Consider the following 14835-nt stretch of genomic DNA (forward strand, 5'->3'; position numbering starts at 1 on the left):
GATGCAAGATTCTAAACCCAGCTACCAGCAGCCCGGCTATCCTACAGAAATGATCCAACCTCAGCAGTCTAGTAGTGAGGATTCTGTAGACATAAAAAGGTTATTCTTCCGTATTTTAGGTTCCTGGCCAATTATCTCCATTTCAATGGTTATTGGTCTGGTTATCGCTCTTTTTATCTACCGTTATGCTACTCGTATTTATGAGGTAAACGCTACCGTTATGGTGGATTCTGACCAAAAAGGCAGCATGGAGTCTTTAATGTCTGCCGTAGGTTATTATAATCCTCGCCTGGAATTCGAAAATGAGGTTGTTATTCTTAAGAGTAGAACCTTAACCGAAAGAACTCTTCAAAGCTTGTCTTTTGAAATAAGCTATTACAGCGAGGGAAAGATTAAAAGCTCTGAGATTTATCCCAACCCGGGCTGGAGATTGGAATATGATAGTCTTCACACTCAAGTGTACGGTCAGTACATTGTGAAGCAAAAAGACGCAGGGTATGAAATTGAACTGCCCGAAGCCTACAATCCTGATGAGGATAAAAAGGAAGTTATTTTTGTAAAGGAAAATGAGTGGTTCCTTAGTCCAATTGCCAAATTCCGCATTAGCCCAACTTCCTATGATCCTCCTCAGGATGTATCAGAAATCAAGGTAAACTGGACTTCCAAACAGAATTTGATTGATAGTTATTACGACCAGTTAACTGTTGAACCAACTTCTGAAGGATCAGCAGCCATCAACATCAGTATGAAAGGTGCGGTTGGTGATAAAATCAAAGATTATGTAAATCAGTTAATCTCTGAATACCAAAACTTTAACCTTGAAAGTAAGAATCAAACCACCGAAAATGCGCTGAACTTTATCACCAAAGAACTTTCCGGACTTCAAGATTCTTTGGAAATAGTAGAGGGTATTTTAAAAACTTTCCAATCTGAAAATCAAGCAATCAACCTCAGTAGTAAGGGAGTTCAACTCTTTACTCAAATATTCGACCTTGATGCCAAGATTTCAGAATTAAAGTCTCAAGAGCGCTACCTCAATTACATCACTAAAAAGAATAATGAACTTGAATTAACTGAGGCTTTATTGAGCCCCATGGGCATTCAAGGTTTGGAAGAGGTTATATCTATGGCCATTCGCGATTTGAACCTATTAATCCAGGAACGATCTCGATTAAGCTATGGTCAGTTGGAAAGTAACCCTCGTATTCGACTCTTGGACCAGCAAATCTTAAAGCTGCGCCAAAATCTGAAAACTAATATTAGTTCGGTACTTAATCAACTCTCTTATCAGATTCAAGTTCTTGAAGATAAGCGTCATAAGGTTGAATCTGAGGTAAGCGAATTACCTAAAACAGAAATTGAGTTGATCCGTATCAAAAGACGTTACGAGATTCTGGAGAACCTCTACCTGTTCTTGATGCAGAAGAAGGCTGAAACCGCTATTGTTTTGGCTGGAAACACCCCCGATTCACGCGTTGTAGACTCAGCGACCGTTGATAAAGATCCGGTAAGCCCCAATCCCAAACGTACTTTTACTATTGCCATTGTGATATCTCTTTTTATTCCAATAGGCTTTATCGTAATTACGGATTTACTGGATACCAAAATTCGTTCGAAGGAAGATGTTGAATCGATTACCAACATGCCTATTGTAGCCATGATTGGACACAGTGATCGCAGCACCAACCTTATTGTTGCCGAATTCCCGAAGTCGAGTATCGCAGAATCCTTCCGAGCCTTACGAAGTAATATTTCCTTCCTGGCTGGCGAAAAGAAGATTCAGACTATGCTCTTTACTTCTTCCATCGGTGGTGAAGGAAAGACCTTTATTTCGATCAACATGGCCTCCATTCTAGCGGCCAGTGGTAAGAAAACAGTATTGGTTGGTCTTGATTTGCGTAAACCAAAAATCTACAACGACTTTAAGCTTAGTAATGACTTTGGAGTAAGTACTGTTTTGGCAGGTCAAATGGAATGCAAAGACGCTATCCAAAAGACGAGTATGTTGGATAATCTTTATATCCTGTCTGCTGGTCCCATTCCTCCAAACCCTTCAGAATTAATTCTCAGCGAGCGCTTTGACGAAATGCATGAGATTCTAAAGCAAGACTTTGAATATATCATTTTCGATACTCCACCGGTTGGATTGGTAGCTGATACCTTTGAACTTATTAAGAAGGTAGATTACAGCTTCTACGTTATCCGACAAGGTTATACCGACAAGCAGTTATTGAGCTTTATCAATGATCGCTACGAAAACAAATCTGTACAGAATATCGCCATTACCATTAATGACTTTACCATTTCTAAATCCTATGGTTATGGATACGGATATGGCTATGGATACGGATATGGTTATGGATATGGTTACGGCTACGGATACGGCTCTGCCTATTATGGCGAAGACGATAAAGAAAGCGGTAAAAAAGGCCGTGGCTTTAGATCCAGAGGATAATTCAAGTTTGGTCTAAGTCCAAATCTTAGAACATAAAAAAAAGCGACCCAATTGGGTCGCTTTTTTTATGCTAACAATATCAAACTAGATGGGTTTAATCAAATCTTCTTCTTTCATCAAAATCGGCTCTGCATCTACATCACGCAAAAAGATGGTTCCAGGCTCAAACTCATACATCTTATAATTACGATCAAAGCTGGCATCTTCATTCATCAAGCGAACAATGTCTTCCGAAAAATTAGCACCGCCTTTGGCAAAACTATAATTAAAGGCTACCATCCGAACGTTGATTTCAGTGATATAAGGCTTCCCATGGGCATCTTCCTTAAAATCAGCAGTAAAGAAACCGTGCTTAGGAGCTCCGGTAGCTTCAAATATTAATTCCATCGCCTTTACGGCCGCATCAACTAATTTAGGTTCATTCAGTAAACGACCATAAGAAGTATTACCAGTGATACCCGATGGGGCCACCTTTGCCATAATATAATTTACACGTTCACCACAAGCCGAACGTAAAAGTTCTCCATTATGATAAAGCAGTTTACAGGCTAGGTTTCGGCCAGGTAAATAAGTACTGGCAATAAATTCCGTTACTCCAGGATTGATGGTTATCCAATTCTTTAGACTATCTCGATCTTCAACTTTCAAAGATCCTAAACCACTGGAGCCCGAGGTACTTCGAATCCAGAACGGATAAGGCAGGGTTTGCTCAAGCTCCTCGAAGTTCAAATTTTCTGGGTCAATCAGATACGACTCTGGCACTAAACCAGTGCCTTCGAGGATATCAGTCATGGCACCTTTATCCACTAAGACCTTTACAACATCATAATCAGGAAGCAAAGTTTTGCAAGGCCACTCGCCGCCATCTTTTTTCAATTTAGACCAAGCCAAGACTTCGTGTTCTGGGTGTACCATGGCACAGCTAATGTCTTTTTCTTTGATATAAGCTTTCAGGGCTTCCCAATAACCTTCTTTCCCGGCATATGGGATTAAGCGGGTCTCTTCGTATAAATCATTTTCATACAGGCCGTAAGCCAAAGGATTTACATCTGTACCAAACATCTTAGCTTCATCAGCATACTTGCTGATTTTAATACTGCGTGCAATGCTGCGAGGAGTAGGCCCTCCTACTCCACTAATTAAAATATTCATCTAAGCTTATTTTCTATTCGTTCTGTAGGCTTCAAGTACTGGCTTTAGGCCTTTCTTTACTGGTAATTGCCATAATAGCTTACACCAATCGTGGTTACCTTCTATAAGTTCAGGTCCATTGCTTGTAATCGCAACATCCCAACCAATAGATCGATTTTGAGGATATAGCAAAGCGGCCTCTGTAACCATTTCGATGGAATCTTTAAACAGCGGTACTTCAAATCCACTAATTGCTACTCCCGTTACCGGATGAGTGGCGGTATCTTCTTTGGTAATATCACTGTAAACCGCAGGCCCATTAACCTTGCCACTTTCCAAATCAACTTCAGCGGCCAGATTACCAGCAGCCAAATTATCTACACTGTTGTTTACGGTGATACGCAATCGAGCAGCAATTACATCTACGCCGCCCTCTTTATTAATTTGGGTCACAATACGAAGGGTATTTAACCCTGAAGGCGATAATCGATTCAAATCCTCATGCTGCTGCACAAATTCCTCCGCCAGGTCATTACCGGAGGCTTCGAGCTTAGATACCAAAGTGGATGGGTTTAAGCCTTTAACTGGGATAATTTGAATTCCTCTACCGCATTGGCCGTCCACACTCTTAAGCACCACCTTATCACTTTTGCCTTCAATTAGATCTTTGGCCAGTTCGGGCTTTAATTTCAACTCTTCAATTCCAGCAAAAGCATGGTTTACAAATTTGCCATAGTCCTTCAAGAAAAGAGCCTTATCCGAAAGAAGGTTTCTGCTTTCCTTGGGATTCATCAGCAACTGATACTCATACATATAACCAGTACCCGCCCACTTAGCTTTTTCTTCGGGGCTAATCTCATAGAAATGAAATTGGAAATACTCCAGAATGGAAATATTGTATTTCACAGAATCCCGAAACAGCTCTAAGTACAGACTCAAAGTCGATCTGCCAGAAGCTTTTCGAGCATAAGCCATGAAGCTTTTAAATTTCTTAGAGTCAAGCTCCTTGAGGTAGTAAAAAAAATAGAGTACTCTTTTCATCAGTTGGTGCCGTCAAATGGTCTCATGGGGCGGTCATCCGATTGATTCACCCCTTCTCTGATCACTATTTTTCGAATCGTTTTAAACACAATTTGAATATCCAAGGCTAAGCTCAGATGATCCACATAGTAAACGTCATATTCAAATTTCTTCTTCCAGCTAATGGCATTTCGCCCATTAACCTGTGCCAATCCTGTAATACCAGGCTTTACTTCATGTCGGCGTCTTTGCTCTTCAGAGTATAAAGGTAGGTACTTGAAAAGCAGAGGCCTAGGCCCTATCAAACTCATATCTCCTTTCAAAACATTAACCAATTGCGGTAATTCATCCAAGGAGCTTAAGCGAATAAACTTTCCCATAGCGGTGATGCGTTCATTATCCGGCAACAGCTTTCCCTCCGCGTCCTTTTTATCGGTCATGGATTTAAACTTCATAATCCGAATTTTTCTTTCCTTATAACCTGGGCGGTCTTGGTAGAAAAATGGCTTCCCTTCATTAGTAAAAAGCAGTACAACCGTAATGATCAGAATCAGCGGACTTAAAAGGATTAAAAGGCTCAAAGCCACTAATAGGTCAATTAATCTCTTAAACAGTTTTCGGTACATGACTAAGGTTTAAGGCTTTGGGCGATGGTATCTCCCAATTCTACACTCGACATAAACTCCACTTCAGGATAATGTTTTACCACTCTTTCCAAAAGTGCTTTTAAAGCCGCTAGTCCTTTTCGGCGATTTTCGGGATCTATTTCCCCGCAAAAGTTCACTCGATGCGAACTCACAATCGCAGGTTTATTCCATTTAAATGCGGTAGCAATTTGGCGGAAGCTATAATCGACCCAGTCAAATCCACGATTATCCGTTGGTTCAAATACCACATTACGAACCTGCAGGATTAAACCTTCTTTATTTTGCTTTCCGGTCCAATTCAATGATTTCTGATACCGGCCACCACCTTCATGCTGACGTTTAATAAAAGGAGTATCCAAATATTTCACCCCTTTCTCCTTTAAAAAAGGATGAATCATAGGATGCTCCCGGCCTCCTGGTGGATTGAAATGCACAGACTTATAGCCATATACTTGTTCAAAGCGATCCAGGCCGTCCTGCAAGATGAATTTAAAGCTTTGATTTTCATTTAGCTCCTCAAATTCATAGGCAGCCGTATAGGAGATATTGGGGAAACCACTTCTAGAAATACTGGTGTAAGAACGATTCTTAAGCGCTGTTAAAACTTCGGTATCTCGCGCAGCTAACTTGGCTTCAAACGACTTTAGGTTTAGATGCTCCCGACCGTGAAATTGAGGTACCATCAAAGCTTTTTCGATCCCCTCTTGCCATAGATCCCAGGCTCCTTGATATGCCTTGGGTTGAAGTGCTTCCAATTTCCTGTAGGTTTCGGGCAGATTTTCGGGAATGTAGTTCTGATAGTCTTGCTCCGCCATAGCTTCAAAATTAATATTGGCGGGCATGGCGAAGGGAGTGAAGACTGCCGCACGCTCTTTGCTATCGCGAACCGAGTCTAATACCTCATACAACATCTCAAGGTCTCTGCGAGATTCTAGGGTATCATAAGCATCAAAACGACTCAATACCTTCAGTCCGGCCTCGTCCATTGACTTTCGAGCCTGTTTAGAGTCGAGACGAACGTTACCATAATCGTCTACCGATATAACCAAAATCTTCCGAGAGCTTTTCCAGCCTGGAATATTCTTTAAATTATCCAGAAGAGCTTGTTTCACAGCTATCTTGATTGAAGGTATAGTTCAACAAACTTATCGGCATTGGAGCGCTTAAAATGTCCCGCTGCCTCCTCCGAGGCCAAGGACATCTGCTTCCAGAGTTCCCGATCCTGCGACAACTTTAATATACTGTCTGCCGCTGCGTGCAATTGCGACTTGTTATAACAAAAGGCATGAGCAAACCTTTGGGCATATACGTTTAACTGACTATCGTCTGAAGCGATGTACAATGAGGGAATCCCGTAAGACATTAAATTGTAAGACTTGCTGGGTACACTGCCTTTACTAGTAGATTCATCCAGAATTACAACGCCCATATCAGCTGCTCCCAATGAATAAGGAAACATCTCATCTGATTGGAAGGGTAAGAACATACAATTTGGTAATTGTCGTTCTTGCACGACCTTCTCCAAAACTGCTTTTCGCGGACCTCGCCCAATAATCTGAAAAAGGATATTAGACTCATCCTGCAGCAATTCAGCAATATCCACCATGGCCTCTACATTGTGAGTTAGGCCAATATTTCCGGAATATTGGACAATAAACTTGCCTTGGAGATTATGTTCCTTGATAAAAGGATTATCTGCCTTAGATACCTTTTCATTCTCTTGAAAAATGGACCAGATTGGCTGCACAATTACCTTGGCTGGATCTACATATTGATGCAGCAATTCCGCCATCTTTTCACTTATGGTAAACAAACGATAGGCCTTTTTAAATGACTTACGGTTTAGCCAGGACCAAATTCGGTAAACCGGATGATCCTGTTTCATTCCAGTAATCTGGAACACATCAGGATACACATCCCAAATTACCATACTAAAGCGATGCGGCAAGAAGATATTCAGCAAGTATCCCATTGGGGGAACCGATACAAAATACACTTCATGCTTGCGATATTTGGTCATTAAAAGCCACCACATCTTGAGCATGGCTAAGAGGTATGATGTCATTTTCTTAGAGGCCGGACTTTCATGCCAACGATTGATGGAATGAACCTTAATCCTGCTATCCAACTCTTCACCTTGAACGTGAACGCTACCACTTATTAACACTACTTCATCAAACTCTTGCTGAAATGCATTGGCAAATCCTATGGTAAGATAATTTGCCGCTTGATTAAGTATGACCAATTTTCTCTGCGAAGACATAGGTCTCTTATTCTTCTTGTTTTAAGACTTTATGGCCTGCCTTTAATAAATCGATGTCTTTCTGCATCAGTTTAACATCGCTTTCCATCATATCCTTAACTAGGGCTTGAAGATCATATTCTGGAACCCAGCCCAATTTATCTTTTGCTTTGGATGGGTCACCAATCAATAAATCAACCTCCGTAGGACGGAAATATGAAGGATCTACGGAAAGTACTTCTTTGCCTATTTCCAATTGAAATTTAGGATGGTCACAAGCGGCTACAAAAGCTTTTTCATCTACACCACTTCCTTCAAATCGCAAGCTAATGCCCACCTCGGCAAATGCCATTTTCACGAAATCTCGAACCGTAGTGGTAATACCGGTAGCAATAACCCAATCCTCAGCTTGATCGGCCTGCAAAATCATCCACATCATGCGAACATAGTCTTTGGCATGCCCCCAATCGCGCTTCGCATCCAGGTTACCCAGATATACTTTATCCTGTAGGCCTAAAGCAATCTTTGAAACCGCTCTAGTGATCTTACGGGTTACAAAGGTTTCCCCTCTTCTGGGTGACTCATGATTGAATAAAATTCCGTTGCAAGCATACATATTGTATGCCTCACGGTAATTCTTGGTAATCCAGAAACCGTAGATTTTAGCTACGCCGTAAGGAGAGCGAGGATAAAAAGGAGAGTTCTCATCGTAAAAACCCTTATCATTTTTATTCTCGGGCATCCCTCCATATAATTCAGAAGTAGATGCCTGGTATATTTTCGTTTTCTCGGTTAACCCCAATAATCTTACTGCCTCCAAGATTCTTAATGTTCCAAGGCCATCTACATTACCTACATACTCAGGAGACTCGAAAGAAACTTTAACATGGGACATCGCGCCCAAATTGTAAATCTCATCCGGTTGAACCTCCTGGATAATTCGAGTTAAGTTCATGGAATCGGTTAAATCTCCATAATGAAGTTTAAGTCTCTGCTTAGGATCATGTGGATCTTGATACAAATGGTCAATTCGATCGGTATTGAACAGGGAAGATCTTCTCTTGATTCCATGAACCATATACCCTTTCTCTAACAATAACTCAGCAAGGTATGAACCGTCCTGGCCTGTAATTCCGGTAATTAATGCTGTTTTCATGTTTAGCTAAGTTTAACCTCCTTAATTTGATTGATGTTTTGTTGAAACCACTGGTAAGTATCACTAATGCCTTCTTCCAGTCCTATTTCTGGTGACCAGCCCATGGCTCTTAAAAGAGAACTGTCCATCCATTTACGAGGCGTACCATCTGGCTTAGTGGTATCCCATTGAATTTTACCCTGATGACCCACTACTTTTTGAATGTTTTCTGCCAATTCCTTTATGGATAAGTCGCTACCGCTACCTACATTGTAGAGGTTGTGCTCTAATCGATTACGAACCGCAAAGCCTACTGCCTTTGCTAAATCATCAACATGCAGAAATTCCCGCATAGGAGATCCACTTCCCCATAAGCCTACCGGAGCATGATTGTTTTCCTTGGCCTCATGAAACTTGCGAATCATTGCTGGAAGTACATGAGAAGTTTGTAAATCAAAATTATCGAAGGGACCGTATAAATTAGTCGGCATTAAGCTTACGTAATCGTAGCCAAATTGCTTGCGAATGGATTCAGTTGCTTTTACACCACTAATTTTAGCAATGGCATACCACTCATTTGTTGGTTCCAAAGGTCCGGTGAGCAAATACTCTTCCTTAAGAGGCTGAGGAGCCATTTTAGGGTAAATACAAGAACTACCCAAAAAAACAAACTTTTGAATATTGTTGGCAATAGAGGCACTGATCAGATTGTTTTGAATCTGCATATTTTCCATCAGAAACTGATAAGGAAAATCATTATTGGCCAGGATACCACCTACTCGTGCTGCAGCATCGATAATTACATCGGGTTTCTCAGTGGCAATAAAATCGGAAACTGCCTGCTGGTTTCGCAAATCGAGTTCCTTGCTGCTTCGGCCGATTAGCTCGATATTTTCCGCACTATTTTCGAAATGCCGCCAAATGGCTGAACCTACCATTCCGCGATGTCCGGCAATGTAAATCTTCATAAAATCAGGGATCTAATAATTAGGCTTGTGCCTTAGCCATAGTGGCACAAAGCTCGATATATTTTTTAGCCCGCTCTTGCGGACTGTCAAACTTTTTTAACTCTTGATGACCTTGCTCAACCAATTTAGCTTCCAATTGCTTATCATCTAACAATCGTTCAATTTGATCGGCGGCCGCTTCGGCATCTTTGGCTTTGAAATACAAGGCCGCCTCACCGCAAATGCTGCGAGCAAAACCTAAGTCGGTGGTAATAATAGGCTTATCCATTATCATCGCCTCGGGATAAGAGGCCGAGAAACACTCTGCCAAGGTTGGCAGGAACATGGCATCACATTCGCGATATAAGGAAGGACATTCCCGGGGAGGAACTGGTCCCACACTTACAATATGATTTTGGCCTTTAAAGGCACGGTCAAATTCTTCGGGTTTAATGGTTAAAACGAACTCGAAATTTTGGCGCCCACGTTCTTCTAATATCCGGGCTACCTCCTTAATCAACTCCAAATCCTTGTGAGGATAAAAAGCCGATATGGTTACAAAACGGTATAAAGCCTCAGGCTTAGCTGCTAATTTATTCGGAAAGGACTCGGGTTGCTTGTAATAAGTACTGGCAGTATTGGTAACGGTATACACCTTATCAAAGCCCAATTCCTTGCGCACCCTTTGATTCACATCATCTGTTTGCGTTACAAAAGCGCTTGCATCTCGTTTAAAGAAGTAATAATGCAGGATCTTCTTAAAGGCGAATTTAAGTCGACGTATACCGGAAAAGCTTTGCACAAATGGTGATTCCGGATAGATATATAAAGGCAAATTAAATCCTATAATCTGCGGCGCTTTGGAGTGAAAATACGTTGGCCCGGTGGTAGATATGATTACATCTGGCTTGTATTTCGCCTCCATGGCTTGCATAGCCCTATTAATGGCAAAGGACTTTCGCAAATTAATAGGGCCAAAATCGAAATTTTCAAAATGAAAATTCTCGGGAAATTCTTCATGATTGACCAATTTTTGAAGACCCGGTCCGAGCATGACAAAGTACTCATGTTCAGGAAAATCGCGACATTCATTTATGAAGGATAATGCCACTTGCACAGCTCCTCCAAAACGTTGATGTGCCGTATTAATCATCAATCTCATGATGCAAGCATAAAGTTAAGGTAGTTCTTACAGATTTTTGACAGCTCAAAACTTTGCATCTGCTCCCGAGCTGCAGCTCCCAAACTTTCTCGCTTGCTAGCATCTGAAACCAGTAATTTAAGTTTAGCTATATAATCTTCATGATTCATTAAGTCAACTAAATAGCCACTTATCTCATTCTCAATTAAATCCGCAGGCCCAGCTTCACAATCAAAACTAATGACCGGACAGGCAGCACTCATTGCTTCACCTAAAGCATTAGGGAAGCCCTCAGAACTTGAGGTGAAAGCAAAAATCCCTGCTTCCTGATAATAGGGGCTAATGGGATTAACATTACCCAAGAATTCTATCTGCTCTTTCTTGGGGCTGCGGGCTGCTTTAGCTTTAACCTCTTCCCATTTAGGGCCATCTCCCAAAAATCGCAGCGTCCAATCCGGATCCTCAATTTGCTCAAAATACTCAATGAGTAAATCCTGATGTTTGGAGGCTATAAAACGACCGGCATTTAAGATCACTTTCTGACGATGCTGTTTGCCAGGTGTTATTTGCGGAACCGGGTTCGGTATAACTTTAATATTCTTATGTCCTGTAGCTTTATGCATCAGGTTTTTAGCTCTTTCCGTTTGCGCCACTATTCCAGCTGCTCTTCGGTACACCAGAGGGTTTAGTATATCCAGCACCCTTCCATAGCTAATAGAGGGCCGGCTGCGATCAGAGACAAATACTCTTTGCCCCTTACCTATGGCACTTAACAATACAAAAGCATTGTATTTGCCCCCAAAGGAAAGCGCGGCTCCGGATTGTAATTTCTTCCACAGGGAACGCAGCCAGAAGAAGCTCTTTAAAGTAAACTTTAGGCGTCCGAGTTCTTCAATATTAAAGTCTGGTTCATGCACTTGAATCCTTGAATCCAAATCATAAAATCGAGGGCCTCGTGTCAGTAATATAAGATGTACTTGGTCGACCTCATTTATGAGCCAATTTGCCAAAAGAGAAATCACCCTTTCTGCTCCCCCTGCGGAAAGCGAGGGGCTAATTAAGGTTATGGTTTTTACTGGAGTGGATTGCACCTTAGCCTATTTGTAATAGGATTGATACCAATTAACAAATTGTTTTAAACCCTCGGCTATATTAGTACTGGGCTCATAGCCCACGTATTTTTTCAGACGATCTACCGAAGCATAGGTTTTGTAAACATCACCCTCCTGCATTTCCATCATCTTCAATTCCGCTTTCTTACCCAAGGCTGTTTCCAGGGTTGGATAAAATCTAAAAGCTTCACCGGTTGATTATTTCCAATGTTGAAGATTTGCGCCACTTTAGCAAAAGGTTCTTTACGGATTACTCCTATGACACCTTCCACAATATCATCGATAAAGGTGAAGTCGCGCCATAGTTCGCCATAGTTAAACACTTTAATAGGCTCTCCTTTAATGATAGCACGCGTAAAAAGGAAGGCGGCCATATCCGGTCGGCCCCAGGGACCATAAACCGTGAAAAAGCGAAGTCCTGTACATGGAAAGCCATACAAGTGATTATAGGTATGAGCCATTAGCTCATTGCTCTTTTTTGTAGCGGCATATAGACTTACGGGCTCATCTACCCGGTCTGACTCTGAAAAGGGAACTTCACTTGTATTTCCATAAACGGAAGAACTGGAAGCGTATACCAAATGCTTTACATCATTTCGACGACAGGCTTCCAAAATATTGGCAAAACCCACGACATTGGACTGCACATATGCATCAGGATTTAATATTGAATACCGGACTCCAGCCTGAGCTGCAAGATGAAGGATTTGATAGGGCTTCTCCTCTTCTACCAGATGAAACAGACCATCTTTATTTGTAAGGTCTAATTGTAAGAAGCTTAATTTATCAAATTGGCTGCTTGCTGTTTTAGTTTGACGGATAAAGGTATCACTGTGCACATCAATACCCAATTCATTTAAACGATCCAATTTTAACTGAACATCGTAATAGGTATTGAGATTATCAATGCCGATAATCTCATAGCCAAGGCCCAGTAATTTACGGGCAGTATGGTAGCCAATAAATCCGGCAATACCTGTAATTAAAATCTTTTGCATGCTTAGAGTTGCTTAGTGTGTATTCGTTTCTACCGAAACACTTCAATTAAAATTTAATCAATAATCTGAAGGATGGATTTACAGCAATGTGCTTAGGCATTAACTTCTGCTTTATTTATCCATTGATCATACCACATCTGGAACATCAAAATGTACCAGATCACCGGACTGTAATGCATCTTACGCTCATTGAATCTGCGTATTTCAGACAATACAAATGGAACATTCAATAAGCCTGACCATTGCAAAGCTTCTTCAGACAGATATTTTTCTTGCAAGAAAAATAGGTCCTTACGCAACCATTCTAATACAGGAATTGAAAAGCCCGTTTTTGGTCTTTCCATCATTTCCCTTGGAACGTACTCATGAACAATGTCCCTGAGAATATCCTTTCCAATTTTAGATCCGTCTTGATATTTAAAACTAAGAGGTAAGCGCGCCGAAAACTCCAATAAACGATGATCCAAAAAGGGCTCTCGTCCTTCCAGTGAAACACTCATGGTTGCTCGATCAACCTTAGTGAGGATATCATTTTGAAGGTAATCCTGGTAATCAGCTAACATAAAGCTGTCTTCAGCCTGGCTTAGTTTTTTAACCTGAGATGCCTTTGCTTTAAGGTCCTTGGACTCGGGCTTGTTCGTCAATAATTTTGCGATATACTCCTCTGGCTTTCGCTTTGCGTAGTAAAATAACTTAGCCGCTTCTACATTTTCAGATGTATTAAGACTGGCTAAAAAAGAAGAAGCTTTATGTGCGGTTGCTTCATTCTTAATCCAGCTTTTGGCGAGAGGAGCCATTAAGGCCATTGCAGGCTTAAATGCCTTAGGCACTTTTTTAAGCTTGTTAAGATTGCTGGCTTGTTGAAAATAGCTGTTGTAACCAAAGAACAGCTCATCACCGGCATCCGCAGAGAGGGCCACCGTTACCTTTTGTTTAGCCAGCTTACTAACCAGAATTGTTGGAATTGCTGAACTATCTCCAAAAGGTTCATCGTAGAAAAAAGGTAAATCCTTGATGATTTCCTGAGCTTCTTTAGTAGAGCAGAAATACTCTGTATGATCAGTTCCCAGGTATTCTGCCGTTTCCTTCGCAAAAGGAGCCTCATTGTTCCCCTCTTCAAAACCTATAGTAAAGGTTTTTATCTTCTCCTGGGATTGCCCTTGAAGAATTGAGGTTACAGCGGTACTATCATATCCGCCACTTAAAAACACCCCAACGGGAACATCTGCAACCATTCGGTATTGGCAAGCAGATTTCATTAATTCGTGCAATTGATTCTTAGCCTCATCATAGCTAAGCTTCAATTTAGGCTGACTATAAAAGGTACTGGGATCCCAGTATTTTTCTATCTCAATTTTCTTCGATGAAAGATCAATGGTCAGATGATGCCCAGGCTCTAATTTGAAAGTCTCTTTAAATATGGAATTAGGAGCTGCTATGTAGCCATACTGCAGGTACTCTGCCAATACTTCCGGAGCTATTTCCTTTTTAAAGTTTGGATGGGCCATAAGAGCTTTCAACTCCGATCCAAATAAGAAATGATCCTCTGATCGGAAATAATACAAAGGCTTTACCCCGGCACGATCGCGGCTTATGGAAAGTGTATTCTTTTCGCGATTGTAAATGGTGAACACGAACATGCCTATAAAGCGATGAACTGCATCCAATCCCCATTCATCGTAAGCATGTAAAATAACTTCTGTGTCTGAATTGGAGTTAAACTCATGCCCTAAGGCAATTAGCTCATCTTTAATTTCCTGATAATTATATACTTCCCCATTAAATACACAAGAGAGATGTTTATAATGCATGGGTTGGTGTCCTCCATGACTAAGATCTATAATGGACAAACGAGCTTGACCAAAACCAATTAGACAATGCTCATTCTCAAAAGTTTCAGCTCCACTATCATCCGGCCCCCGATGGTGAAGACTGGCTACCATAGCTTGAAGGCTTTCGGTAGAAGCCGTCTTAGTAAAATCAATAAATCCTGCTATACCACACATA

Annotated in this window: 13 protein-coding genes; 1 reads left to right on the forward strand and 12 read right to left on the reverse strand. The window is 41.2% G+C overall.

Features of this window, described 5'->3' with window-relative positions; all coding sequences use genetic code 11:
- Nucleotide 1 precedes the first annotated feature (1 nt).
- The gene (locus ACO05P_RS07090; protein WP_421754393.1) at nucleotides 2-2455 is read left to right on the forward strand and encodes a GumC family protein; all 2454 of its coding nucleotides are present in this window, start codon (nucleotides 2-4) and stop codon (nucleotides 2453-2455) included.
- Between the two features lie 84 nt (nucleotides 2456-2539).
- On the opposite strand, the gene ACO05P_RS07095 is transcribed toward ACO05P_RS07090, so the two are convergent.
- From ACO05P_RS07095 to asnB, 12 genes are all read right to left on the reverse strand, one after another.
- Entirely contained in the window at nucleotides 2540-3607 is a 1068-nt protein-coding gene (locus tag ACO05P_RS07095) for a hypothetical protein (RefSeq protein WP_421754394.1), read from the reverse strand.
- Between the two features lie 6 nt (nucleotides 3608-3613).
- On the reverse strand, nucleotides 3614-4627 hold the full coding sequence (locus ACO05P_RS07100) for a sugar-transfer associated ATP-grasp domain-containing protein (protein WP_421754396.1): 1014 nt from the start codon (nucleotides 4625-4627) through the stop codon (nucleotides 3614-3616).
- Nucleotides 4627-5232: a sugar transferase gene (locus ACO05P_RS07105; protein ID WP_421754397.1), complete on the reverse strand. Its 606-nt coding sequence runs from the start codon at nucleotides 5230-5232 to the stop codon at nucleotides 4627-4629. The genes ACO05P_RS07100 and ACO05P_RS07105 overlap by 1 nt, the downstream gene beginning before the upstream one ends.
- A 2-nt stretch (nucleotides 5233-5234) precedes the next feature.
- Entirely contained in the window at nucleotides 5235-6365 is a 1131-nt protein-coding gene (locus tag ACO05P_RS07110) for a hypothetical protein (RefSeq protein ID WP_421754398.1), read from the reverse strand.
- 2 nt (nucleotides 6366-6367) lie between these two features.
- Complete coding sequence (locus ACO05P_RS07115; protein WP_421754400.1) at nucleotides 6368-7516, reverse strand: glycosyltransferase family 4 protein; 1149 nt, start codon at nucleotides 7514-7516, stop codon at nucleotides 6368-6370.
- A gap of 7 nt (nucleotides 7517-7523) precedes the next feature.
- The gene (gene gmd, locus ACO05P_RS07120; RefSeq protein ID WP_421754401.1) at nucleotides 7524-8651 is read right to left on the reverse strand and encodes a GDP-mannose 4,6-dehydratase; all 1128 of its coding nucleotides are present in this window, start codon (nucleotides 8649-8651) and stop codon (nucleotides 7524-7526) included.
- Nucleotides 8652-8653: 2 nt separating this feature from the next.
- On the reverse strand, nucleotides 8654-9598 hold the full coding sequence (locus tag ACO05P_RS07125; protein ID WP_421754402.1) for a GDP-L-fucose synthase family protein: 945 nt from the start codon (nucleotides 9596-9598) through the stop codon (nucleotides 8654-8656).
- A 19-nt stretch (nucleotides 9599-9617) separates the two neighbouring features.
- Nucleotides 9618-10739, reverse strand: a complete 1122-nt coding sequence (locus tag ACO05P_RS07130; protein ID WP_421754404.1) for a glycosyltransferase family 4 protein — start codon at nucleotides 10737-10739, stop codon at nucleotides 9618-9620.
- Entirely contained in the window at nucleotides 10736-11809 is a 1074-nt protein-coding gene (locus tag ACO05P_RS07135; RefSeq protein ID WP_421754406.1) for a glycosyltransferase, read from the reverse strand. The genes ACO05P_RS07130 and ACO05P_RS07135 overlap by 4 nt, the downstream gene beginning before the upstream one ends.
- 6 nt (nucleotides 11810-11815) lie before the next feature.
- On the reverse strand, nucleotides 11816-11959 hold the full coding sequence (locus ACO05P_RS07140; protein WP_421754407.1) for a hypothetical protein: 144 nt from the start codon (nucleotides 11957-11959) through the stop codon (nucleotides 11816-11818).
- 2 nt (nucleotides 11960-11961) lie between these two features.
- On the reverse strand, nucleotides 11962-12828 hold the full coding sequence (locus tag ACO05P_RS07145; protein ID WP_421754409.1) for an NAD-dependent epimerase/dehydratase family protein: 867 nt from the start codon (nucleotides 12826-12828) through the stop codon (nucleotides 11962-11964).
- 92 nt (nucleotides 12829-12920) lie between these two features.
- Entirely contained in the window at nucleotides 12921-14834 is a 1914-nt protein-coding gene (gene asnB, locus ACO05P_RS07150; protein ID WP_421754410.1) for an asparagine synthase (glutamine-hydrolyzing), read from the reverse strand.
- Nucleotide 14835 lies beyond the last annotated feature (1 nt).

Source organism: Croceimicrobium sp., assembly GCF_965228705.1.
Classification (GTDB): domain Bacteria; phylum Bacteroidota; class Bacteroidia; order Flavobacteriales; family Schleiferiaceae; genus Croceimicrobium.